We start from the raw sequence: 24,188 nt of genomic DNA, 5'->3' as shown, positions 1-24,188 counted from the left end.
GGCATCCTCCGCGGTTTCCTGCCATTGTGGTCCAAGCGTGCGGTCTGGACGCTCTCCCCGGCGTGCCTTATTCCCCTTGATCTTATTTGCTGAACATCGGCATTAGAATGGGAGAGCTCATGGCCTACAGTGACAGAATCAAGATTGAGATAAAGGATCTATCGGGGACTTGGACCCAGGTCGGGATGACCCTCAACGAGGAACAGAGCGTCTCAAGTGAAATGAAACAGGCCAAGGAACGTTTCCCTGATCGTCCGGTTCGGGCCGTCGACAAGGACGGCCGCGTTGTCGACATCCTGCCGTGAATATATCCGTTTGAAAAACGGGCACCGTGGAGAACCCTTGATGGCGCCGGGATCGACGCATGATCTAAATGAAATCGTCAACCGGCTCGACAAGGAGCCATTGGCGCATCTGATGCTAGGCAACAAAGAACTGTTTCACAGCAACCTGCTGGCATGGTTCTTCGAAAGAATGCCTGAGGCCGCCGATCGCGTCTTCGGAGCGTTGACAGAGGCGTCCAGCGCAACAGGGCTCGCCCGCAAAGTCATGCGAGAAAAGCAGAACGTGGATCTGTGGTTCCAATGGCCTCACCGCCTGCCGCTGTTGATCGAAAATAAAGTCTTCAGTCTCCCAGACGAGCGTCAACTCGAGGATTACGTCGCCAAGGTCGCAGCAAAAAGGCAATCCACTTCTCTCTGGTTACTCTGCCTTGCCGAGCCCGATTGGTATGACGGGCGCAAACAAATCGGCTCGCATGAATGGCGGTGTATCAGCTACCGTGATCTCGCGGAACGCATCCAATCGGCCCTTCCTGCAGGCGACCTCTCCTACGAGGCCGAAACGATGCGCCGCTACGCCCGAATGGTCGAGTTGCTCTCCGAACTCGCCGCGATGGTGATGGAGATTGACCCGAATGAAACGGTCGCGCTGCCGGACGCAATTGTGAAGGCATTGGCCGACAGCCGCCTGGACACACCGATGGCGAAACTCCGCGCATGGTCCGTCGCGCAACACGTCAGCAGAGCCTTGGATGCGAACGGGATTGAGCACCCACACGTCCGGGCCGACTTCACCAAGGGGTTGCCCTTCCACGAATGGTTCCTCCCGGTCAATCACCTCGCGCCTGGCGCCACGGCCGGCTGGCAACTGCAAGGAGGCCAGTTCCGTCTAGCCCTCCGCCTGCCTCACTTGGAAGGTAATTCTGAGCAGGCCCGCTCAAGCCGACGAGAATTTGCACGGGAGCACGAGGATCTCTTTGACTTCTCGTATTTCGACGGAGGGATCGGAGCCGAGGATCACTCCATCATGCCGACACAAGGATTTAACAGGTTCGACCCAGACTTCGTCTATCGCTACAAAAAGGTATTTGGACTGACGGTAGGCCAGCTCCAGGATGCGGCCATCGCGATCGCACGCAAGCTAATAGAACGACCGGTTGTGGCCATGCTAGCAAACTGACAGCCGAATACAGAGCCGCGCCGGCGACGCCGTCATCGACCGCCTTGCGCATCTTAGATAAGCGCGCGCCGCCGCAGCGCGTAAGCGCCCGGCGTGTCGGCGAGTTCCAACATGCGTTGTGTCGGTCGGAAAGCTTTCTTGCGCGCAGACGCGAGAACCAACGCGCCAGCGGCAGCATTAATGAGATCGTCGTGTGCATCTCTCGGATGGTCCACGATATCGCTACCAATGCCACGCCCAGTTCGTCGTTCCAGATTGCAGAGCTGCGTGGTCATGCGTTTGTTATCAAGCAAATCGACGCTCCCTGTATTTATGCGCGGCAACAGTTCGACATAAATCTCGCTCTTGGTCCTCTCAGAGACCTTGTAGGCGATACCGCGCATCCTGAATTGCTCTGCGCAGAAGTCACCGGCAAACTTGTCGCCAGTCACAGCTTTGAGATTGTAGGCACCGAGCGTTTCGACGAAATGCTCGACAACGGCCGTCGGCGAGAATGGCGGCCTGCGTTCGCGCAGGACGTCGAGGACCGCGATGTCCCGTTCACAATGCGCAATCGCCAAAGTCATTGAGTCTTGCCCGGAGCCGCCCGCAGCGTCGACGAACGCATGAAAGCGCACAGTTGACGTATAAGGGCGTTCAACGACGTTTGGTGAGACGCAAGCCTCAACCGCTTCTCGGCTGGCAAACGATTCAATGTCGCTTCGAAACTCGGCGCCGTATTCGGCAGCGGATCTAAACGGATCTAGCTCATACTGACGTGCGATCCATGATTGTTTGAGCGTCGAATTCATTCGCGTTGACGGCGCGCGAGCGACAATGATTTTCGCGTCGCCGTCCTGCCCGTAGTGGCGCTTGTGCGTCTCCCACAGAACGCCCTTTCTCGTATACGGACTTGAGATGCACGCCAACATGCCGTTCGTCGTCGCTAACGATGGGCGCGCGGCGGCGAGAATTTCGACGTCTGGATTTGCAAACGAGTCAGAGCGCCAAAAAGCGACTTCGTCAGCAATGATTGCGATTGCAGTGCCGCCGCGAACTGTTCGAAAATTTGCTGGCGTCACGCTAATGCAAACTCGCGTCGACAACGTTATGCTGTCGGCTGTTTGACTGATGACGAGTCTGTTTAGCGCAGGGACATCGAGGAAGATGCCGTTGAGGTATTGCAAACACTTCGCTGATTGATCCGTCGTGCTGCTCAGGATGGGTAACGACGCTATCTCGCCCGGCGCCAGAAGATCTGTGAAATCGCAAAGTGCGGCGATGTAAGCGGCAAGCACTGCAATCGCTCTCGTTTTACCGCCTCGCCGTCCAATTACGCACCACAGCTCTTCGACGCGTTCGCCGGGCTCATGTTCGCGACCCGTCAACTCTTTGAAGACGATGCGCTCAGCGTCGGCGAGTGGTTCGCCCATCGCCGCGATCAGCAAGATGCGCCATGCCGCCCAACTCTCGCCCGACAGGATAGATCCAAAGAGTTTTGGATCATTGAGCGCGTCGCGCATCGAAACGAGAGGGCGCATCGCTTCAATACCCTCTATCCGGTCGCCAGTCGCGCAGCGCTGGACCGAATAGGCATCGCCTCAACGCGCGCTCATCACGACTGGCGATGTTTCGTCGGCGTAGCGCCATACGCGCCAATGGTCGGCACCATTCTGCGCGGCTAGCAGTCAGCCATTCGGCGCGGCGTCGCTCGGCCTCGTCTCGCGCAATTCGGTAGATTGCCGCCAACCGCGCGAAGCTATCTTCGCTGAATCGAAGCGAATCGTCGAGCGGCTCAACGGCGACTACTTCCGTCCGGCGCGGGATCATTCGAGCGGCCCCGCTTCGATGATGTCGTCGTTGGGCGGAAACGGGAGCTCTTTGCGCGAAACAGCTTCCGGCGGCGCCGTTGCAGCGGTCTGAAGTTTTGAAGTCGTGGCGGCTTTCTTCTGATAGCCAAGAATGATCTCGGCAAGGCTTGGCTCGCGGTCGCGCATGACACGCTTCAGTCCAAGCCGCTGAAAGGCTCGACCAAGCCGATCGCAGACGACGCCGTAAGCTTCGGCGTCGAACGCCTCGCCGGCAACCGCTGAAGCTTCCGCCAGTTCGGCTGAGACGGACAGCATCGCGCACCGTCTGGCGATCTGGCGCTGCCCTTCAGACAGTCCTTCGTCGCCGCCAAGGTCCGAGATGATCGTCTCGTAAACGTCGCGAAAGCGTCGAGCGGCTTTGCTGCGCCCGTCCAGACCGCTCGGGTCCATCCACAAGCGCCCGTTGGAGACGCGGCTTCTGCCGTTCGTCTTCAGAGGAACTACTGCCGAATTAGCCATGCCGATACTCAGCGCCCTTTGCCAGCGGGTGGGCGTCTCTTCCTCTACGGCGTGCGTAGCGGTTACGCTTACGCTCAAAAGCCCACTTCTACCGCCCACTTTCGGTAATACTGCTCATCAATATGGAGCGTAATCTCAGATATGTCTAGCGTTCTGCGCTGCCGGCTTGGTGACTGACTATCAGCGCGTCATGGAGTCTGGCGCTTCTTGGGAAGGGGTGCGACTGCCGGCGCCGGGGCGGATCGTCGGGGCTGTGTGCTCGGCGGGCGAATGAAGGCGGCGGGGTGAGAAAAAATCGCGCTTTTTGCGGATGTGCGCGCCCTTCCCTCTTCGTCCTCTCATCGGTCCCGGTTCTTTCACGCCCCGCTGCTTTCACTGGCGGGCTGGAGCTTCTGGCGCGTGGTGAAGAGCGGCGATCTTCTTTACAGCCCCGTTGAAGCCAAGTGGACCAGTGGACCAAGTGGGGCATGATTCAGACCTTTCTTTCCGGGAGCACATACATAAACGCCGGACCGTCGCTAGAACGCAGAAAGCCGCTTAAGTGAAAGTTCCAGGAGGCGAGCGCTGAATCATGCCCCACTTGGTCCACTGGTCCACTTGGCGTCAGCGTGACAGTTATTACCGTTCCAGACGCTCAACCCGGTAGCGCTGAACGCCATCTTGAAGACGACGACGCAGCGTCAGCACGACACCCGGTTCGATCGTCAGCGGTCTGTCCCGCAGTCCACTCAGAAACTCGCCAGCGCGCTGGGCGGTGATTTCTCCACGCGCATTCTGCAACCGCTCGCGAAAGCCCGTCGCTTCGCGATTCTCCAGCGCCAGACCTTTCGCCCAATTCGCAACGTCGCTGGAACTGAATTCAACGCCGTCAGCCCAACGCGCCTGCAACAGGCGAAGATCGCGAAGCGCTTCTATCCGTTCGGCGTTTTCGTCTTCCGCTTTGTCGAACAGCGCGGCGAACGACACCGGCTTCTCTCCTTCAGCAAGATCGAAACGGTCAGCGTAGATGCGCGATGCGTCCTCAAGCGCGGCGCCGACCATGCGATGCCACATCTTGAAGCGTCCGTCCGACGACTTGTCCGCCTGCTTTTCTGATTCCTCCGGCTCGATCCAAGGCGCGTCGAGCTGCGGATTGCCGAGCAAGATCGTGTAGAGCGCGCGCAGGATGTCGGCGCGATGCCGGCGCGTCCACTCTACCGGGTCTTTGCGCCGGACCTGACGGTTGCGCGGATCAGAGCGCGGCACAAGCAGTCGCACTTCCAACATGCGACTCGCTGTGTCGCCTGACGCTTCGATGTTGTTGCCGGTGAAGCACATGATCGAGTGCGCGGGCGCGACAGGCGCCGAACTGACGCCGAGCATTCGGTCTGAATATTCCGCCGCCGTAGCGGCGCGATCGAGCGCGGCGCTCTGCACCTTGCCGGAGTTCGGGATATTGTCCCACACCAATGTCGGCAGACCCTGCAACAGATAAGCGAACAACGCCTTGCGCCGCTCTTCCTCGCTTACAGCCCACGCGGCGGCGGGCGGCTTAACGCCCAGCACAGCCAGCACCAGCATGTAGAGCAGCGTGGTCTTGCCGCTCGACGCTTGCGACGACGTTACCATGAACATCGGTCGCTCGCCGAACAGCAAGCGTTCGATGACGCTGAGCGCGTAGGCGAGCGCCACGCATTTCGCAGCGTGATCGCCAGCGACGTCGCAAAGCCAATCGTCTAGCAGGAATCGCATCGCCGCAGCGACTGCGTCTTCATCGCATGCCGCGCGTTCCGGCAGCATGTCGAGAAGCTTCGGATCGCAGCGCATGATCAGTCCGTAGTCGCGATGCAGCCCGTTGCGCGAGATCAACGCGCCGTCCGCCAAAACGAGCGGCAGGGTTTGCACGCCCTTGACGCGCGGCATTCTTGAGGCGCGATATTTGATGTAATGCTGAACGATGTGCGTATGCGGCTTCGCCTCATACGCCACGCCGCCATCCTGATCCATCTTCAGAAAGGCAATATGCCGCTGGAGCGCCAACTCGCCGCCATAGACATCCTGCCTTATGAGCATCACTTGCGGCGGCGGCGCCATGCGTGCGGATTCATCTTCTTCAGCGTTGGCGCCGGCGCTCGTAAGCGTATGCAAGTCGCCGACCGGGGCGCGTTCCTCAACGTCGATTGGAACGCCGGCAACGTCGCGCACCGGCGGCTCCGGCGACTGCACGTTGCACAACACGTCGTCGATCGCCGCCAAGATCGGCGCCGTTGCGGCGTCTTCCGGAAGCAGCGCGAATATTGTTCGCTGGATCGTCGCGGCGAACGCTTCATGTTGCGCTTCGGCGTGCGCCCGCTTGCGACGGTCGCGTTCTTCTTTCAGGTCGGCGCCGAGCGCGCGCTTTTTGCCGCCACCCAGCGCTTTGTCGACTTGCGCGATGATGTCGGTTTCCTCAACCGCCGTCAGTTCCGCATCGGCGGCGACGTCGATGAACCATTTCGCCAATCGCTCCTTCTGAATCGTCGCCATCGTTTCGGCGATGTATTCGCTGTCGGCGACAATCTTGTAGTCGGTCCGTCCATGCGCGAAGGAAAAAATCCATAGCGCGCCGTCATCCCGACGAAACAGCATCGCAGTCGTGGAGCCGTAGTCCGGACCTTCCAACGGGTCGGCGAGCGGTTGCCCGACAAAGCGATCGGGATCGCGCAACACGTCGGCGACAGTCGTCTCGCCCAGCTCCGGGTCGGCGAACTGCAACAGTTCGCTTGGCTCCAACACGCCGCCAAAAAGCCGTTCGGCGGCGCGCTGCGCCCGCTCCGGCGCAATTTGCGGATTCTTTTGGCGAATCGCCTCCACGCGCTTTTTGACGGCTTTCTCGCGCGCTTCTTTGAGCGGCTTGCCGAGCGCCGCCCGCGCCTCCTGCTTGCGGCGCGCGATCTCTGCTTGTTCGGCGAGGGTCAGGTCGGGCAGCGCCTTGGCGTCAATCGCGGGACTGGGTCGCACAACCATCTCGCGCTTGTGCTGCTTCAACGGCGGCTTCAGGTCAGGCGGCGCCTCAAAGACCAGGCGCTCAGGCGAGCCGACGCTGGCGTCGATGATCGAGCGCTCCAGTAACTGACCGGCATTACCGACCGTGTAGTAAGTCAGCCCATGCAGCCATCCACGCTGCAGCAGCGCCTTGAGATAGTTCGGCAGATCGGCGGAATTCTTGATGATCCCGTAACGATGCAGCCCGCCGCTGCCGGGAAATTCCTCGCCGCTCTCGGCGTCATACATGCCCGACGATGTCGATTCACGCGTGGCGTAGCCGACATGCACAAGCTGCGGATCGATCGCCGCCAACGCCGCATCGAAGCCGCCAAGCTCTTCCATCCGAGCGATGACGGCAGGCGCCGCGCCCTTTCGATCATGGTCAAAGAACATCAGACCCGGCTCGCCGTCGCGATGGTTGAGCGAATCCTGCGTGCGGGTCGTCAAGCCCGGAACGGACGCCGCAACGGCTTCGAGCCACGCTTTCTTGACGAACGGCGCCCGATCGCCGAGCGAAGGCGCCATCTTGCCGAGCACGATCGCTTCATTCGGCTTGAGCGAATCGATAATGCCCGGCAGATCTTCAACGCCGGTGATGAAGGCGCGGTGCATATAGCCGGCGCTGATGCTGCACTGAGAACTGTCGGCGACGGGCTGCCCGAAGAGTCCGGGCGCATACGATTTCGACAGGCGCGGTCCGTCGATCTTCTCGACGACGGTTAACTCAATGCGCGCGTCGCTCTGGGCTGGCATTTCGTCAGCAAAGACATTATGCTGTTTGCCGTTAACGCCTTCCGTGTTCGGCGTGACTTTCGACTGACGGCGCGCCCCGCTCGGCGCGTCGTTTTCTTTTTTCGGGGTTTCCATTTCTCGAACGTCCTGCGGCGCGCGCGAGGCGTCGCCGCTTCAAGATTGCTGCGGGCATGGGCGGGGTGAGCCTTTACGATTCGAGAATTCGAGACATTCGAGGATTTAGCGGCTCGGACGCGGAGGTCTCCCGCGTCTATCGACAATTGCGCGTGCTCTATCTCATGCGTCGCCTCCATCCTGATCGGCGTAATGCGCCGTGCATGCTGCGACGACGCGGGGGTCTGCCTGTTCCAGATGTTCCGTCAGCGAACTTCGCTCCAGTTCCGTGTCATAGGCGCTCTCATTTCTTCGTTGGGGGTCCGGACGTCACCGCTTTTATCGGCGCGCCCTCCGGGCTTTGTGGTGCGGTGCGCGATGCTCGGGCAGCTCGGGCAGCGCCTTGTTGCGCATCATCACTTCAATGAAGCGGTCAGCGTCGGATTCGCTAACGAGCTTGAGTTTGCGGAGGCGGACGATCTCCGGCAGTTGCGGCGTTCCGGACGAATAGAGCCGCTCGACCGTTCTGACCGAAACGCCGAGGCGGTTCGCCAATTCCTTGAAGGGGATCAATCGACGCCGCGTCGGCGTCGTCGCTGTTGCTGTCATATTCAAGCTCTCAATCACCACGCCTGTCAGCGCGCGCCTCGTATCGACAGGAATATTGGATGTGCCGACGGCGCGTCAAGTAATTCAATAGGTTAAGCTTATGCTACTACTGAGTAAAAAGAAGCAGTTCGGTTTTTATAAACTACGGCGAACTGATTTTATCGAAACTCTGATCGAAGGTATTCATGAAACTTTGGTTTCACTTCCATCAGCGGCGGCGCGTTTGTTTCGATGACAATAGCGTAGAAGTTGCAATTAGCCGCGATGCAAATAGTAACAAAAACAGGTCACGCGTTTGTCGTTACGGATGTTGCGACTTATCGCACACAGTCGAAAGAAAGTTTCGACACATTCGACGCGCAAGTTCGCATAAACGTCGACGCGAGTTCGACGTCCGCGCGACGAGATTTAACGAAGAGACACGCGCGGATTTTATCGCAGACGGAGTGCGACGACTTTCTTGTCGGCTTCATCGGGAACGACGCGTTCGATATGCGCGTTCCATCGTCCCAGCGCTTGGCGTTTTTCTGGTTCGTAAGCGTATCTTTGATAAATGCCGACCACGCCGGCCGTGGACCCGGTTTTATGATTAAGGATTTTTTCCGTAACTATGAGGTCGGTTCCAAGTTTCTGCAGCCCGACCGCAGCCGAGCGGCGAAGATCGTGAAGCGTGAATTCGGGAATCGGGTTGCCGCCGTTCAGTTTAGCGACGGCTCTATCGAGGGCTTTTTTGGCGCGCGAGAAACCAGAAACTGACGTCTTGCCGTTCGTCGTGAAAATCAAATCGCAGCCTGAGAAGCGCGGCAACCTTTCAAGAATCGACAGCGCGAGCGGTGGCAACGGAACAAGATGACCTTCGTTGGTCTTGACGCGCTCGGGCGGGAATCGCCAAACCCTCGACTCAACGTCAATCTCGCTCCATCGCCCTTCGGCGATTTCATTTCGCCGCTGAGCTAGCAAAATTAACAGTTGAACGAGCCGACCAAAGGGGTATCCCATAGTCTCGGCAGCGCGATAAACCAGCGCCAACTCATTGTCATCGAGCGCGCGCTCACGCTTCGTTTCTTTTGCTGGGCGCTCGATGCCGTCGGCGACCGGATTGACCGCGATGATCCCCCGCGACAAGGACCATTTCAGCAATTTGCTGACGTATGCAGCGAGTCTGTTGGCGGCGATCGGACGTGTTTGAGCGATTTCGTCCAACATGTCGTGGATGTCAACGCGTGTGATCTCGCTCAACGCCCTGCCCTGAAAACGGCTGACCAGTTCGCGTTCAAGCGCGCGCCGGACATCGTCGCCGGTTCGCAGCTTGTGCAGATATCTTTCCGCAAAGAGCGCGACGGCGGCTTCGATGGCTCCGTGACGCCTCTGCTCCGCCTCTCGCTCCGCCGCCCGCTGGGCTTCCTGCGCCTCACGGCGGGCTGCGGTCTTGGCTGCAGCGGGGTCGAGAGCGGCGCCCGTAGCGTCACGGCGCGCCTTGCTGAGATCGGCGAGCGCCGCATGCGCTTGCGCTCGGACGGCCGCGAGCCCGGTCGAGGGATCGAACTTGCCGACGGTGAGCTTGCGCTTGGCACCGTTGAAGCGGAAGCGGAGCACATAGGACAACGCGCCGCTGGGGTGCACCGTGATGTAGCCACCGACGATTCCGGGGTCGCGGGCTTCATAGGGCGCCGCGCGCGGCTTAAGCGCAAGGACTTGTTTGACGGTTAAGGGCTTCATCGCCACGGGGCAGGCTCCCTTAAAGGTGGGCGTCCTGGCGGCTCAGAGGTGGGCGTTTGGGCGCGTCTGCGGCTGTCGGGCGCTGTCGTCTAATGTTGTCATCAGATCGCGAAATGCAAGGGTTTCGTGAGAGTTGCCGCCGTTTTGCTGTCCTGAGCTGTCGTGACTTGTCGATAGCTGCTACGCGACTTTTAATCAGGGGGTCCTGGGTTCGAGCCCCAGCGCGCTCACCAATAAAATCCGTGCTTCTTATCCTGAAGCCTTTTGCAACGCCGGCATGCGCTACGGCGTGCAGGCGACTCGCCCACGCAGCATTTGTTCCCACGTGACCGCGCATTCGGACACTCTCTTGAAGGAGTCGCGAAACGGTTGCTTCAAGCGCGGTGTCAAGCGTTTCCTCTTCGCGCCGCTGCCAAAGCGACGACAACAACCGTCTAACCGGCTGCGGCGCCATCCTCAGGCGGCGCGCGCCTGACGCAATGCGTCTCGCCTATTCCGCGGCGCTCGACGCGCGATTGGGATTGGTTTCAGTCAGAACAGCCTCGAAACCTTCGAACTCGGGCCCGCCGATATAGAGGTCGCGGTTCTGGCCGGCGTTCTTGTGAGCCTCGCGAAACTGTTCGGAATGCGTCCAATCGACGAAGTGCTGGCGGCTCTCCCACAGCGCATGCGAGGCATAAAGAACGTGGTCTTCACGCTCCGGTCCCTTAAGCAGATGAAAGGCGATGAAGCCAGGCCTTTCCTGCAGCCGCGTCTGACGCGACCGCCAGACCTCTTCGAAGGCCTGCTCCTTTCCCTTGACGATCTTGAAGCGGTTCATCGCAACAAACATGAGTCGGCTCCTGTCTCAAGGCTCGCGCATCGTCGGCGTTTCTCGATTGTCGGCTCCGGAAGCTAAAAACGCAAAGAGCAATGGCCGGCGTCGCCGCGCTTTCCCCGCGAGCGGCGCCTCCCCAAGCGCAAAGCCCGGCCATTGCTGACCGGGCTGTTCAACTGCGCGGCGACGCAAGCGTATGGTCGCCTGCAACTCAGTTCGTCGAGAGCGCGATAAGGCGACAGCGCTCTCGTTCAATCCGGCGTCCTGCTCCTCGGATTGCGACTGCGGCGCCATGAAGCGCGCGCCTCATCCCGCGGTTCGACGCAAGAACGCCCACGAGGGCAGATCGCGTGATCGGAGAAGCTGCGCGCGCGACCTCAGTAGCTCGCGACGACTGGAGGCGGCGGAGGAGGAGGAGCCAGCGTGTTGACGACGGCTGTCGCAACGGTGACCGGCAGGGCGACGATCGCGCCGACAGGGGCGAACGGGTTTGGCGCGACGGCGACTTCCGGCGGAGGGGGAGGAGGAGGCGCCGCTGCGAGATCGGCGGCTAAAGCCGTGGAAGCTGCGGACGCCATAGCGACGCCAAGCGCAAGAACGATCATTCTGTGAGTCAAGTTAGCCTCCTTTGCGACGCGGCCATCGCACGCGAAGGCGGCCGCGCCAACGCTAACGTTCAGCTTGCGGAATCGTTCCTTTCGCGACCGCGCGGCGGCGTTCGTGTTACAACAACGCAAATAAACAAAACGCATTTGGAGGCGACGCTCTATGGACGAATGGATTGCGCATATCGCAAACTCGGTCGGCGTCGAGCCCGCTGTTGCGCGACTCGCCGTGGGCCACGTTTTTGGCTTTCTCCAAAAGCGCCATCCGGACGGGCCCGCCGACGAATTGATCGAAAAAATCCCCGGCGCCGAGGACGCGATCAGGGACGCCGCCGCCGCCCCGCGGCGCGGGTTGCTCGGCGGCGTCATTGGAGGAGTCGGCGGGCTGGTCGGCGGCTCGAAGGGCGAGGTCCTTGCGCTGACGTCTCGATTGACGAGCCTGGGACTTTCTCCCGATCAGCGGCAGCGGCTGGCGAGAGAGATCTTTGGCGGCGCGGAGCTGGTCATCGGCAGAGAAAAGCTGGACGCCTCCAAAAACCTCTGGCCAAATCGGCGTTGAGTTGATTCACTTGGTCATGTCGCAAGGGGATCGCGGCCATGGCGAAGGGAACGCCCGGATTTTTTGATGTCGACGAACGGCTGGCTGAGCTGTCGGCGAAGGGCGACGATCTGGAGCGCGTGAAGGCGCTTGTCGATTTCGAGATGTTCCGGGCGGCGCTGGAGGCGGCAGTCCCGCGGGCCGACCGCTCCAAGGGCGGGCGTCCGCCATTTGATCATGTATTCATGTTCAAGGTGCTGATCCTGCAAGCAATGCATTCTCTGTCGGACGAGCGCTGCGAATATCTGATCAAGGACCGCCTGTCGTTCATGCGCTTTCTCGGATTGGGTTTGGCCGACGCGGTTCCCGACGCCAATACGATCTGGACGTTCCGCGAGGCGCTGAAGAAGGCAAATGCGGCCGACCGCTTGTTCGAGCAGTTCGACGCAGCGCTGCGCGAGGCCGGCTTTCTCGCGATGTCGGGCCAGATCGTCGACGCCACGATTGTCGCCGCGCCCAAGCAGCGCAATACGAACGGCGAGAAGCAGGCGATCAAGGACGGCCGCATTCCAGAGGGCTGGAAGGACAAGCCGGCGAAGCTCGCACAGAAAGATCGCGATGCGCGTTGGACGGTCAAATATACGAAAGCCAAAGTGCGGGAGGAGGACGGCTCTGTTCCGCCGGTCGATCTCGCCATCCCCGCATTCGGATACAAGAACCATGTGTCGATCGACCGGGCGCATGGGCTGATCCGCAAATGGACGGCGACGCACGCTGCCGCGCATGACGGCGCGCGGCTGGAGGATGTGCTCGACAAAACCAACACGGCGAGCGAGGTCTATGCGGACACGGCGTATCGCTCGGCGAAGAATGAAGCGATGCTGTCGCGGCGCGGCTTCGTCTCGCGCATTCATCGCAAGAAGCCCAAGGGCAAGCCGATGCCGGAGCGAACGCGCATCGCCAATGCGCAGAAGTCGAAAGTGCGCAGCGCCGTCGAACATGTGTTCGCGCATCAGAAGGGGCTGATGGGCCTGTTCGTGCGAACAATCGGCCTGGCGCGGGCGCGGCTCAAGATCGGGCTCGCCAATCTCGCCTACAACATGCGCCGCTTCGTCTGGCTGCGCGAGAGAGGGGCGCCTGCGTAGCAAAATTAGCGGCAAAGACGGCGCCGCTCACCGGGCGACGCCGCTTTCGAAGCCCATGAACCGATTCTCCCCGGAAGGATGGCCTCGAGCCGCCTCACGCCCAACACCCAGTCACGAAAAGCCAGGTTATTGGAGGTGCCCAGCTGCGAGTCATGACAGACTCGATTCCCGGGCGGTCGCAATTCCTGTGGCCGAAGGCGTAACAGAGGCGCAGATTTCACGAAGCGACCATCAGTCGACGCAACTCACAAGCTGAATCTTCCGCTCAGCTTATTATTCCGGCTCCACGCTTGTATCCGGGGAGGCGAGAGCACGCCAATCTCTGCATTGGCCTCTCACATTGGCAAGCACACGACTTTCGAAATCGCCTTCGATGTGCGCGCCACAGAACTTCTCGCGTCGAGAACGTATGAGACACTGTTGTCGAAGGTATATTCGACACGATTTTCAGGAACGCCGTGGACTAATTGACCTTTCTCGTCCGAGCCGCGTTCTGGCAGCTGCGCATTTTGTGCAATTCGCAAGCTCTTTTCTTGTAGGACGGACGAGATCTGAACGGTTCGTACCCATATACCGGCGTATTTTGTTCGCGCACCATGTCCTCCAGGACCACGATCCCGATCGGCCCCATATCTCCTTGAGCCAAAAGCGAAGTCGGGCTCATAACCGTCAGCGAGAGAGATACAGCCGAGACGAGGTTAAGTGCGCGATTTATCATGTTTTTTCCCCATTAGCCCACGTAGAGCGCCCGTGGTGACTAGCTATGCATTGAAGTTGACTTGAATACAAGACGAGATCCCGACCTTCATCTAAAGTTCACACTTCGGAACCGTTCCATAATTCTCGTTTGCGTTCGCTCATCCATGTCGAACGCCTCCCCAGTAACGATTATCCACATCCCACGGGACCGCCGGTTTGGACGCAAAAATACAGAAATATAGGTGATTTTTCGTATGCTTAGATGTTGTACATTGCATTGCACTATAATGTTGCACTTTCGCCACAGTTGTTACTGAATCTGGTTATCGAGAGATTTCGGCACTGGACGGATCGACTGTTGATGGACAAACCTGCGGCGCGATGATCGGCGCGCTGATCGTCGGAATTAGACAAAATCACTAGAAGGATCCTCCCCATGAAGAAGCTCTCCCTTGTGGCCCTTGCCACGGTGCTGGCCGCTCCGGCCTTCGCCGATCCGATTGGAGCGAACGTCGGCATCAACACCTCCGTCTCGCAGGGCGTGAACGTCGGCAGCGTCACCAACCTCGGCCTCAACAACGTCGGCGTGGTCAATCAGAACGTCGCCCTCGGTGGCGGTGTGGTTCTGGCGCCGAGCGCGTTCGACCAGACCTTCGCCGACTTCAACATGGACACTCACGCCTTCAGCGTCGGCAGCATCGTCGACTCGGGCAATGGCGGCGAAGGCGGCAATGTTGACGTCATCGCGGTCAGCGCGGCGGTTGCGCTTTCCGGCAATGACGCCGACCAGGGCGGCCTCGCTGGCGGTCTCGCGGTTCCGGTCGCTCTCTCCGCCCAGGGCACGGCGCTGCAGGACACGGCGCCCGCCAACTTCATTCCGGTTAACGTTGGCGTCGGCGTCGGCGACAACACCACCTCTTCGACCGCGACTGTCGGCACGGTTCAGGCCAATCTGGCTTCGCAGCGTTCGGCCGCGATCGCCGGCTCCAGCCAGGACGGCATTGGCAACGGCATCGACGCCAATGGCGGCAATGGTCAGGCCTTCATGATCACGATCGGCTCCAACAACACCAGCATCGACAACACCTCGGTGTCGAGGATCGAAGTCGACTCCACGATCAATGTCGCCGATCGTGGCGGCGTGGCTGGTGGCTTCCGCATCGATGATCTGACGAACATCAACGATTCGCTGAACGACAATGCGATTGCGCTCGGCGGCTTCGCCCTCACGGCCAACCACAACACCGGCGGCAATGGCGGCAATGGCGGCTTCCCGGGTGGCAATGGCGGCAATGGCGGCGGCGGCGTTCCCTAATATTTAGCGGCCTCGCTAAGATCGAGGGCGGCGTGCAGCATATGTTCAAAGGATCAGTCCAATGAAGCCAATCCTGCAAGCCGCCCTCATTGTTCTTGTTACTATCTCCGCATTCGCGTCGCCCGCCGACGCCAAAAGCCACAGGCAGAGACGGTCGGTGGCGGTCGTTGCGGAGGGCAGCTCGCCGGCATGTCTCGGCGGCTATTTGGCGCAGACGGAAGCCCAGGACTATCTCAGAGACGACATCTGGGTCTTGGAGCCGGTTCCAGGCAGCGACAACCGCCCCTATCGCTTCGATTGTCCGCAGCCGGTGTTTCTGAGGCGCTAGTTCACAAAAGCTTCATCGTTTCTTTTCGTCGTCAATGTTCGAGAGCCGGGAATAGAAGATGTCGCGAACCTTGCTTCTAGCCGCAGTCTTCATGCTTAGCGGCGTCTGCTCGGCCTTCGCGCAGGTGGCGACACAAAGTTCGCCTTTCAATTTCGCGCTGGGGTTCACCGGCGGATCGCAATCCTTGGTTGACCTCTCGCAGACCGGGCTCGTGAATGTCTACTACGGAGTTCAGGACTCCAACCAGGCGAATCAGGCAATCATCGCCCAGAATGGATTGAGCAATTACTCGCAGATGCAACAGATCGGCGAATCCACGGGCGAGTATAACAATATCCCGAGCCTTCCCAATGGCGGTCCGCGCTACGGCGGACAGAATTACGCAGCCGTGACTCAGAACGGCATCGAGAACAGCTCGCAGATCACGCAAATGGGCGGAACAAATGTCGCCGCCGTCGCGCAGAACTCCTCCGTTGGCAACGGCGCCGCGCCTCGCGTTCTGATTCCGACCGACGGTCCGGTCTACCAGTCTTATCAGACTCCGGAGGGTTATCTGTCTCTCTTCACCACGGACAGTATGAGCCTGGCGATCTGGACGCCGCCAGGTCTGACCGCGACGAACAGCTTCGGACGAATGCACTGACGACGTTGAACCTTTGACTGGACTGACTCCGTGAGAACGCGAACACACATCGTCGCATCATTCGCATACGCCGCCGCAGTGGCAGGCGCGTCGAATGCGCTCGCGCAGCCGGCAAGTTTCGACAAAGGCGTCGACGCTTCGATCCTGGAGGCGGAGCGCGCGATTCAAGAGCTCAACGCCGCTTCGAAAGTGCGCGCAAAAGAGAGACGTCCCGCGATTCAGCCCGCGCCCAAAGCCGTGCGGCCCCTCGTGCGAATGAGGGCGCCATGCAATCTTAACGGCAATACGCAGTTCTTCCAGATTCCCTACGTCGGTTTCTGCGGCGCAATCCACGGCTCTTTCACCGGCTTTCTGGGCAAGGACTTCGCCACTGAAGACATCACGTTCACGACGCAGCGCCTTCCGGCCTATCGATTCGGATGGAATGGCCTCGGACTGAGCGCCGCTGTGCCGATGCTGTACTATTGGAAGAATCCGCTCGTCGGCAATACGACGTCCGGCGCCTACGTCGGCACATACAGCATGGTGAATTTCCTAGCGTTCCGTAACACGGACTACGGAACGATCTCGATGTTCATCAATGCCGGAGTGTTCGCCAGGACGGCAAAAAATTATTTCGGCGAGACGCGCATCACGCTGAACCAGGTGTATGGAAACTATTGGCGTGGCGCCCTCGACCAGGCCTGGGTTCAATGGGGCGGATTGCGCGTCGGACTCCAGCCTTCGCTCTTCAGCTTCAGCCGCACCGGCTACACCTTCATGCCCGGCTATGCGTCCTATATGACGACGCCGGCGATTTCCTACACCCACAGAATCGAAAATCTCGACGTTCTGCCAGGCCTCCTTCCGCGTCTCGGCGCTTCGATCAGCGTTTCGGCTGAAGATCCGACGCTGAGGCGTTATCCCGACGGCGTTCTGTCCAGATATCCGACGGGAATGGGATATCCCGACTTCGTCGGGCAATTGCGCGTCGGCGCACCCGCTTTCGTCCTTCACGCATCGGGGGCGATGCACGAAATCAGGGACGTGTCCGCGAACGCGTACAATCCCTTCATGCCGAAACTTTCCACTTGGGGCTGGGCGGCGCAGCTCGCCGGCGAATATCGCTGGAAGTGGAGCGGCCTCATCGGGCCCATCGGCGGCGAGATGTACGGCAAGGCGATGCTGTCGGCGACCGCGACGCAAGGCGCCCTCTCCTATCTCGGCATACCTTATATGTCGATCGACTATGTGAGCAGCTCGACTGGAACAATCCAGAGGAGCTCCGGTCAGGCGATCATGGGATCCTACGAACATCTATGGACCCCCGTCTTCAAGACCTCGATCACGGGAGCGGCCTTCCAGACTTTCATGGGCTCTGCCCCCGAATTTCTCGGTTTCGGCGGCGCGGCCTTCGGCTTCAATACGCAGGTCAGAGGTCAACGGGTTGTCGGCAACGCCGAATATTGGGCTGGCGAAGGATGGGCGTTCGGCCTCGAGGGCGGCTGGACGTGGAGCCAGGCCAACGGCCAGTACCTCGGCGGACGCGGCTTGCCGGTGGCCGTCAATTTCCCGAACGTCCTCACCTATATGCGGAAGGCGTTCTGATGAAGTGCGGAGATCTGTGGCCGTTCGGCCACAGCGGGCATTCTTCGTGACGCGCCGAGGTCGAAACTATCGACCGAAGAGCGGTGCAAAGCTAGGGTGAAAATAAGCGGTATCCGAACGTTGAAGGCCAACATCCAGGGACCAGAGCCATGAAAAAGCTGATCGCAACGCTATCCTTCTGCATCCTGGCCGGATCGGCCCTCGCCGACGGTCCATACCAGAACAATCAGAATCAGAATCAAAACCAGAGCCAAGCGTACGGCAACAACTATTCGACGGTCACGCAGATCGGCGTGAACAATACCGCCGGCGTCATTCAAAACGGGTCGGTCAGCGGGAGCGTCGTCGATCTCGGCTCGGGAAATCAGAATCAGAGCAATGTGAACGTCGACAAGCAAGCCTTCGCCATCGGCAGCATTATCGACAGTGAAGGCGCGACGATCAGCAAGACTGACTCTGACAACATTTCCATTTCCAACGATTCACAGGCCTCGATCGTTACGCCTATCCAATAGGCGCGGCGAAACGAGAGACAGCGAGAAAAGAAAACCCCAGCCGCGAGGCTGGGGTTTTGGCTTATGAGGTTCTCCGTCGGAGAGAGACCTAGTCTAGAGCACGTTCGTCGTTTTCCGATTCTGCGCGGGATTCCCGAATCGGCTGAACAGTGATTCCTTCATTGCGACAGCGATGGAGGCGAAGCATGGCTCGGGCTTACAGCCAGGATTTGCGTGATCGCGTGATTGACGCCGCGTTGGCGGGATTGCCGGCTCGCCACGCTGCAGCGCGGTTTGGGATCGGCGACGCGACGGCGATCGTGTGGGTGCGGCGGGCGCGCCAGACGGGCGAGCGAACGGCGCGCAAGCAGGGGCAGCCGCGACGCTCGAAGCTCGATCCGCACCGCGACTATCTGCTGGGACTGATCAAGTCGACGCCGGATTTGACCATCAGCGAACTCTTGGGGCGGCTGCTCGCCGAGCGCGGCGTTAAGGCCAGTCGCGCGACGCTGTGGACGTTTCTCGACCGCTGCGGTCTGACATTCAAAAAAAGACCGCCCATGCGAGCGAGCAAAACCGGCCGGACATCATAAAGCGACGCCAAGACTGGTTCGATGGTCAGCTCGACCTCGATCCCGAGAGGCTCATCTTCATCGACGAGACTTGGGCGACGACGAACATGGCGCGCAAGAGCGGGCGCGCCCCGAAGGGCGAGAGGCTGCGCGCCAGCGTCCCGCATGGACATTGGAAAACGACGACCTTCGTCGCCGGCCTTCGCCACACGGGCTTAACGGCGCCTTTTGTCCTCGACGGACCGATCAACGGCCTCTGGTTCCAGGCCTATGTCGATCAGGTTCTCGTTCCGACGCTACGCAAAGGCGACATCGTCGTCATGGACAATCTCGGCAGCCACAAGGGCGCTGGCGTGCGCAAGGCGATCGAGGCGGCAGGCGCAACGCTGCTTTATCTCCCGCCCTACAGTCCGGATTTCAACCCGATCGAGATGGCCTTCTCGAAACTCAAAGCGCTGCTGCGAAAGGCCGCCGAGCGATCCGTCGACGCCCTCTGGGATAGGATCGCCGCCGTGCTCGAAGAGTTCACGGCGCAGGAATGCGCGAACTTCTTCGCCGCCGCAGGATATGAGCCGGTTTAGTGTGAATCCGCTCTAGCTCCCGACGCCACCGCGAAAGAACGCAAGCCGCACGCCTATTGCGGCTGAAACTTGCCCGCTTTGAAAATACCGCTCTGCGATTGGCCGTCGGGCAAGGTCATTGTTCCCTGCCCGTCGGGCTCGCCGTTTTGGAATTCGCCACGGTAAGAAGCGCCATTGGGCAGAGTGAGAATGCCCTTGCCATTCGGCCGCCCGTCGCGGAACTCGCCCACATATTTCTTGCCGTCAGGAAATCTGTAAACGCCCTTGCCGATGATGCGGCCATTGACGAATTCCCCGCTGTAGCTTTCGCCACTGGCGATCGTATACGTGCCTTTGCCGTGACGGATGCCGTTCCGGAACTCGCCGACATATTGGCCGCCGGATGCGAAAGTGATCGTGCCGCGACCTGTCGCCTTCCCATCGCGAAATTCGCCCGTATAGAGGTCCCCGTTCGGGAACTTCAGCCCGCCGACGCAGCGCTTCCAGGGCGTCGCCATGCTGACGTCGCATGCCGGCAGACCATTCGTCGCGCCCTTTTGCTCGCTTTGCCCAGCCTTTCCGCCTTGCGGCTTCACGGCGAGTTCGCCGTTGACGAAGTTTCCAGAAAACTTCTTGCCGTCGGGCATAGTGACGGCGCCCTTGCCGTGGGGAGCATCGTCCTTGAACTGGCCGACATAGATCTTTCCGTCAGCGGCGACCAATTTGCCCTGCCCGCTTTTCTTCCCGTCCTTGAAATTGCCAGTATAGGATTCCCCGTCGGGATGCGTAATGGTCCCTTTGCCGTTTGGCGCGCCGTCGCGGAACTGGCCCTCGTATTTCTTGCCGTCGGTGAAAATAAGCGCGCCCTTGCCGTTGGCCTTGCCGCCGTTCATCTCGCCGATGTAGCGATTGCCGTCTGGCGCGGTGATAACGCCAAAGCAATGTTTCGAAATGTTTTCTTGCGTGCATTTCGGCAGTTTGCTCTGCGCGGGCGCTGGCAGTGGAACGCTGAGCGCGCCGGCGCAAACTGAGAACATGAAAATGCCGCGGCGGAATCTCGAAACTGTAGCGTAAGGCATGACGAACCTGCGCGGATGAAGCGACGGAACCTGCAAGCCTTATAGCCTAGTCCAAATTTAGAACAACGAAGTTTTTCAACGATAAAAACTGCGAAAATCCTGGCGCGCGGCTCGTTCGGCGAATCAATCGCAAGACGCATCCGAACGGCGCGACAGCGCTATTGCGCGCCGTTGAGCTTCGTCGCCATGAGAGCGATGGTCTTCGCGTAAACGCGCGCCTGATTCCACTCGAGGAAGACCGCGAAATTCGGCTCGCCTTCAGTCCAGCCAGCGCCGGTGCGCCAGCCTTTGCCCTTGAGAAAGTACGCCGTCGAGGCGAGCGCGTCGGGCGTGGACCTTATGAGATCGCGCCTGCCGTCGCCGTCAAAATCTACGCCATATTTCAGATAGGACGATGGCATGAATTGCGTCTGGCCGATTTCGCCGGCCCAGTCCCCGCGCATCTGCGCCGGCGCCATGTCGCGTCGTTCGACAATCTGCAACGCGTCCTTCAGCTCCGCCTGAAATTGCGCGGCGCGGCGGCAGTCATAGGCGAGCGTCGCCAGCGCCTGAACGGTCTTGAAGCGACCATTATCGGCGCCGAATCCTGTCTCCAGTCCCCAGATCGCCACGAGCACCGGTCCAGGCACGCCGTAGCGGGCTTCAATCTGCCGCAACAGCGCCGCGTGACGCTGCAGCAAGGCCCTGCCCATGCTCAGACGTTTAGGCGTCACCAGCCGGCTCGAGAACTTCTCGAAGCTTTGCCGAAAAATCCCTTGCGCGCGATCGCGGCCGATCACTTTAGTGTCATAAGCGACGCCGGCCAGCGCGGCGTCCAGCGTGTGCGGCGACACGCCTTGCGCCGACGCCTCGCGCTTGAAATCTTCAAGCCATGCGCCGAAGCCCGCCGCCGATGTCCCACAGGGCGCGGCCTGCGCAAGCGCGACGCAACCAAATAGAGCGAGCGCAGAGCCGACGCGCAGCGCGCCCTGCTTCGCGGCGTTTTTCCAGAGCCTATGCATCGCGGCAGCTTATTCAGGCAGCGGGAGCGGCGCAACAAAGCCAAGCGCGTCGGCGACGACGCGCCGGAAAACGTTAACGGAAAGATCGCGCGTCGCGCACGCTCAACGATCGCGAGAAGCGATGCTTAAATAAATCGCGAGATCAGCGGCCCCGCGCCCTGAACTGGCGCTTGCATGCTTTCGAAAGCTGGTTCATGTGCGCGCGAAGACATCTTTCGACGGCGATGGCGTCGGGCTCTTCCGCCGCGCAGAACTTGTGCGAATCGCGTTCGCAGGCGGCGCGCTGAGCATCCCTGGCGGATCGGGCGTCCGTGGGCGTTAAAACGGCGAGGCCAATGAAGGCCGCGAGAATAAGAATCAGCTTGCTCATCGAATCGACTCTTTAGCTGTTGGCGCTTGACCGCTGAGGTTCAAGAGCGGCGCGGCCAAAGCAGCAAGTGTGGCGGTCCCGATCGATATCAAGGGCGCCGGCGTTCATTGCAAGCTGATCGGCATCTGAGGCGTAACCTCCGGCAGGATCAGTCGGGCGCCAGTGCTGGCGACAATGTCCGCGACGGAAACGCCCGGCGCGCGTTCCCGAAGCGTGAGGCCCGCATCCGTCGGCTCGATCACGGCGAGTTCCGTCACGATGAGGCTGACGCGCCGCGCCGCCGTTGGCGGCAACGTAAGCGTTTCCACGATCTTGGGTTCGCCCTTCGCGGCGTGCTGCATCGCCACGATGACGCGTCTGGCGCCGGCGACGAGATCCATGGCGCCGCCCATTCCAGGCGTAAACTTACCGGGGATCATCCAGCTGGCGAGACGTCCGGCGGCGTCGACCTGCAGCCCGCCAAGCACCGCCATGTCGACATGGCCGCCCCGGATGAGCGCGAAGCTCGTCGCGCTGTCGAAACTGGCGGCGCCCGGCAGGGCCATGATGAATCCGCCCCCGGCGTCGATGAGGTCGCGATTGACCATTCCTTCGGGGGGCGGCGCGCTGAAGCCGATCAGGCCGTTCTCGCTCTGAAAGGCGATTGACGCTCCCTTTGGGATGAAACGCGCCACGAGAGTCGGCAGGCCGATCCCGAGATTGACGAGCATGCCGTCGCGCAACTCGATGGCGACGCGACGCGCGATGATTTCCTTCGGGTCCATCAGCGCGCCCTGCCGACAAGATGGTCGACGAGCACGCCGGGCGTGCGCACCGCGTCAGGCGGGATCACCCCGACCGGCACGATTTCGTCGGCTTCGACGATGACGCAGTCGGCCGCGAACGCCATGAGCGGGTTGAAATTGGCGGCCGTGAGACGATAGGTCAGATTGCCGAAATAGTCGGCCTCATGCGCGCGCAGCAAAGCGAAATCGGCGCGCAGCGGCTTCTCGACGAGAAAGCTGGTGCCGTCGATCTCCACGACCTGCTTGCCTTGCGCGACGATCGTGCCCACGCCCGTTGGCGTCAGGACGCCCCCGAGCCCGCAGCCGCCGGCGCGGATTCGCTCCGCGAGCGTGCCTTGCGGAATGAGCTCGACGTCGATCTCGCCCGCGCACATCAGCCGCTGCGTCGTCGGATTGGTGCCGATATGCGACGATTCCACGCGCGCGACGCAGCCCGCTTCGATCAGTTTCCCGACGCCCACGGTCGGATAGGCGGTGTCGTTTCCGATGATCGTCAATCCTCGGGCTCCGCGCGAAACCAGCGCGTCGATCAGCCCTTCCGGCGATCCGACGCCGAGGAAGCCGCCGATCATGAGCCTCGCCCCGTCGGGAATGAGTTCGGCGGTGGCTTCGGCGGTGATCGCGCTTTTTTTCATTCGTCGTGCCCCGCCTATCGTGTGGGCGTGTCGAGATAATGCGTCTCGGAAACGTCACGCAGGCGCGCCGCCGCGGTTTCCGGGGTGATGTCGCGCTGGGGTTCGCCGAGCATCTCGAAGCCCACCATGAATTTGCGCACCGTCGCCGAACGCAGCAGCGGCGGATAGAAATGCGCATGGAAATGCCAGTCGGCGTGCGGCGCGCCGTCCGTTGGACGCTGGTGGAACCCCATTGAATAGGGAAAGTCAGTTTCAAACAGATTATCGTATCGAGTCGTCAGCCGCCGAAGGATATCGGCGAGCCCCCTCGCCTCCTCCCCGGTGAGATCGGCGAAAGAGCCGATATGCCTGCGCGCGAGCACCATCGTTTCGAACGGCCAGATCGCCCAGAACGGCACAAGCGCGACGAAATGATCGTTGCGGCAAACGAACCTCTCGCCCAGTCTTTCTTCCAGCGCCAGATAATCGCAGAGGAGACAGCATCCGTTCTGCGCCAGATAGGCGTTCTGGCGCTTCGATTCCTTGACGGCTTCGTTCGGGACGCTGTGCGTCGCCCAGATCTGGCAGTGCGGATGCGGATTGCTGGCGCCCATCGCCGCGCCACGATTTTCGAAAATCTGCACATAATTGATCGCGTCGAGTTCGCCGAGGCCAATGGTTTCGTCCCGCCATGCGTCGATGACGGGAACGATCTCGGGAACGCTCATGCGCGAAAGAGTCAGATCGTGGCGCGGCGAGAAGCACAGCACGCGGCATCTGCCGGTCTCGCCCTCGGCGACAAGCAGCCCGTCCTGAACGATCTCCTCCGCGGGCGCCTGCGGCGTGAGCGCGGCGAAGTCGTTATCGAATGCGAAGACGCCTCGGTAATGTGGGTTTCGCTGGCCGTTCGCCCGCTCGTTGCCCGGACATAGATAGCAGGTCGGATCATAGCGCGGCCGGTCCGCATCGCGGAGCTTTTCCACCTGACCCTGCCAGGGCCGGCTCGTACGATGCGGCGAGACGAGAATCCATTCGCCCGTAAGCTGGTTTAACCGGCGATGCGAGATGCTGCTCAGCAGGGACACG

24 protein-coding genes are annotated in these 24,188 nt (G+C 60.6%); 11 read left to right on the top strand and 13 right to left on the bottom strand.

Translation table 11 applies throughout. The features are described 5' to 3' along the window. Window positions 1-119 precede the first annotated feature (119 nt). On the top strand, window positions 120-305 hold the full coding sequence (locus AC0X69_RS14250; RefSeq protein WP_482608448.1) for a hypothetical protein: 186 nt from the start codon (window positions 120-122) through the stop codon (window positions 303-305). A gap of 40 nt (window positions 306-345) precedes the next feature. Further along, a complete protein-coding gene (locus AC0X69_RS14245; RefSeq protein ID WP_482608447.1) occupies window positions 346-1,461 on the top strand; it encodes a PD-(D/E)XK nuclease family protein in 1,116 nt (371 codons plus the stop codon). Between the two features lie 53 nt (window positions 1,462-1,514). On the opposite strand, the gene AC0X69_RS14240 is transcribed toward AC0X69_RS14245, so the two are convergent. The 5 genes from AC0X69_RS14240 to AC0X69_RS14220 form a co-directional block, all read right to left on the bottom strand. Continuing rightward, window positions 1,515-2,981, bottom strand: coding sequence for a hypothetical protein (locus tag AC0X69_RS14240; RefSeq protein ID WP_482608446.1), 1,467 nt, complete (start codon window positions 2,979-2,981; stop codon window positions 1,515-1,517). Window positions 2,982-3,266: 285 nt separating this feature from the next. Next, window positions 3,267-3,770: a hypothetical protein gene (locus AC0X69_RS14235; protein ID WP_482608445.1), complete on the bottom strand. Its 504-nt coding sequence runs from the start codon at window positions 3,768-3,770 to the stop codon at window positions 3,267-3,269. 618 nt (window positions 3,771-4,388) lie between these two features. Further along, window positions 4,389-7,643, bottom strand: coding sequence for a hypothetical protein (locus AC0X69_RS14230; RefSeq protein WP_482608444.1), 3,255 nt, complete (start codon window positions 7,641-7,643; stop codon window positions 4,389-4,391). Between the two features lie 318 nt (window positions 7,644-7,961). Continuing rightward, window positions 7,962-8,231: a hypothetical protein gene (locus AC0X69_RS14225; RefSeq protein WP_482608443.1), complete on the bottom strand. Its 270-nt coding sequence runs from the start codon at window positions 8,229-8,231 to the stop codon at window positions 7,962-7,964. Window positions 8,232-8,663: 432 nt separating this feature from the next. Next, window positions 8,664-9,539, bottom strand: a complete 876-nt coding sequence (locus tag AC0X69_RS14220) for a tyrosine-type recombinase/integrase (RefSeq protein WP_482613406.1) — start codon at window positions 9,537-9,539, stop codon at window positions 8,664-8,666. Between the two features lie 51 nt (window positions 9,540-9,590). Here AC0X69_RS14220 and AC0X69_RS14215 point away from each other — a divergent pair, with 51 nt between their 5' ends. After that, on the top strand, window positions 9,591-9,941 hold the full coding sequence (locus AC0X69_RS14215; protein WP_482613459.1) for a hypothetical protein: 351 nt from the start codon (window positions 9,591-9,593) through the stop codon (window positions 9,939-9,941). A 499-nt stretch (window positions 9,942-10,440) separates the two neighbouring features. Here AC0X69_RS14215 and hmuQ read toward each other — a convergent pair whose 3' ends face one another. Beyond that, on the bottom strand, window positions 10,441-10,782 hold the full coding sequence (gene hmuQ / locus AC0X69_RS14210) for a heme-degrading protein HmuQ (RefSeq protein WP_482608442.1): 342 nt from the start codon (window positions 10,780-10,782) through the stop codon (window positions 10,441-10,443). 362 nt (window positions 10,783-11,144) lie between these two features. Further along, window positions 11,145-11,384, bottom strand: coding sequence for a hypothetical protein (locus AC0X69_RS14205; RefSeq protein WP_482608441.1), 240 nt, complete (start codon window positions 11,382-11,384; stop codon window positions 11,145-11,147). A gap of 151 nt (window positions 11,385-11,535) precedes the next feature. On the opposite strand from AC0X69_RS14205, the gene AC0X69_RS14200 reads away from it, so the two are divergent. The 8 genes from AC0X69_RS14200 to AC0X69_RS14165 all read left to right on the top strand — a co-directional run bounded on the left by AC0X69_RS14200 (window position 11,536) and on the right by AC0X69_RS14165 (window position 19,274). Next, window positions 11,536-11,931 (top strand): DUF2267 domain-containing protein, encoded by a 396-nt coding sequence (locus AC0X69_RS14200; protein WP_482608440.1) that lies wholly within the window; start codon window positions 11,536-11,538, stop codon window positions 11,929-11,931. A 38-nt stretch (window positions 11,932-11,969) separates the two neighbouring features. After that, window positions 11,970-13,055, top strand: a complete 1,086-nt coding sequence (locus AC0X69_RS14195; RefSeq protein ID WP_482608161.1) for a transposase — start codon at window positions 11,970-11,972, stop codon at window positions 13,053-13,055. A gap of 1,135 nt (window positions 13,056-14,190) precedes the next feature. After that, window positions 14,191-15,069: a hypothetical protein gene (locus AC0X69_RS14190; protein WP_482608439.1), complete on the top strand. Its 879-nt coding sequence runs from the start codon at window positions 14,191-14,193 to the stop codon at window positions 15,067-15,069. A gap of 61 nt (window positions 15,070-15,130) precedes the next feature. Then, the gene (locus AC0X69_RS14185) at window positions 15,131-15,397 is read left to right on the top strand and encodes a hypothetical protein (RefSeq protein ID WP_482608438.1); all 267 of its coding nucleotides are present in this window, start codon (window positions 15,131-15,133) and stop codon (window positions 15,395-15,397) included. Window positions 15,398-15,455: 58 nt separating this feature from the next. Then, on the top strand, window positions 15,456-16,040 hold the full coding sequence (locus tag AC0X69_RS14180) for a hypothetical protein (protein ID WP_482608437.1): 585 nt from the start codon (window positions 15,456-15,458) through the stop codon (window positions 16,038-16,040). Between the two features lie 30 nt (window positions 16,041-16,070). Then, window positions 16,071-17,627, top strand: a complete 1,557-nt coding sequence (locus AC0X69_RS14175) for a porin (RefSeq protein WP_482608436.1) — start codon at window positions 16,071-16,073, stop codon at window positions 17,625-17,627. Window positions 17,628-17,776: 149 nt separating this feature from the next. Next, window positions 17,777-18,142, top strand: a complete 366-nt coding sequence (locus AC0X69_RS14170) for a hypothetical protein (RefSeq protein WP_482608435.1) — start codon at window positions 17,777-17,779, stop codon at window positions 18,140-18,142. 185 nt (window positions 18,143-18,327) lie between these two features. Further along, window positions 18,328-19,274, top strand: a protein-coding gene (locus tag AC0X69_RS14165) for an IS630 family transposase (RefSeq protein ID WP_482608434.1) whose coding sequence is annotated in 2 segments (ribosomal slippage) — window positions 18,328-18,667 and window positions 18,667-19,274 — 948 coding nt in all. Because the reading frame shifts where the segments join, the coding sequence is not laid out codon by codon here. Window positions 19,275-19,327: 53 nt separating this feature from the next. Here the strand turns inward: AC0X69_RS14165 and AC0X69_RS14160 are convergent. The 6 genes from AC0X69_RS14160 to AC0X69_RS14135 form a co-directional block, all read right to left on the bottom strand. Continuing rightward, window positions 19,328-20,290 (bottom strand): MORN repeat-containing protein, encoded by a 963-nt coding sequence (locus AC0X69_RS14160; protein ID WP_482608433.1) that lies wholly within the window; start codon window positions 20,288-20,290, stop codon window positions 19,328-19,330. 200 nt (window positions 20,291-20,490) lie between these two features. Then, the gene (locus AC0X69_RS14155; RefSeq protein ID WP_482608432.1) at window positions 20,491-21,333 is read right to left on the bottom strand and encodes a lytic murein transglycosylase; all 843 of its coding nucleotides are present in this window, start codon (window positions 21,331-21,333) and stop codon (window positions 20,491-20,493) included. A gap of 142 nt (window positions 21,334-21,475) precedes the next feature. After that, window positions 21,476-21,703 carry a hypothetical protein gene (locus tag AC0X69_RS14150; protein WP_482608431.1) on the bottom strand — a complete coding sequence of 76 codons (228 nt, stop codon included), beginning with the start codon at window positions 21,701-21,703 and terminating at the stop codon, window positions 21,476-21,478. 104 nt (window positions 21,704-21,807) lie between these two features. Then, entirely contained in the window at window positions 21,808-22,467 is a 660-nt protein-coding gene (locus AC0X69_RS14145; RefSeq protein ID WP_482608430.1) for a 3-oxoacid CoA-transferase subunit B, read from the bottom strand. After that, the gene (locus AC0X69_RS14140; RefSeq protein WP_482608429.1) at window positions 22,467-23,123 is read right to left on the bottom strand and encodes a CoA transferase subunit A; all 657 of its coding nucleotides are present in this window, start codon (window positions 23,121-23,123) and stop codon (window positions 22,467-22,469) included. Before AC0X69_RS14140 ends, AC0X69_RS14145 begins: the two co-directional genes overlap by 1 nt. A 14-nt stretch (window positions 23,124-23,137) precedes the next feature. Then, window positions 23,138-24,187: a UDP-glucose--hexose-1-phosphate uridylyltransferase gene (locus tag AC0X69_RS14135; RefSeq protein WP_482608428.1), complete on the bottom strand. Its 1,050-nt coding sequence runs from the start codon at window positions 24,185-24,187 to the stop codon at window positions 23,138-23,140. Between the last annotated feature and the right edge of the window lies 1 nt (window position 24,188).

The organism is Methylocystis sp. Uni0008 (assembly GCF_056838045.1).
The sequence above is the reverse complement of the archived record's forward strand: the minus strand, read 5'-3'. Positions and strand labels throughout refer to the sequence as shown.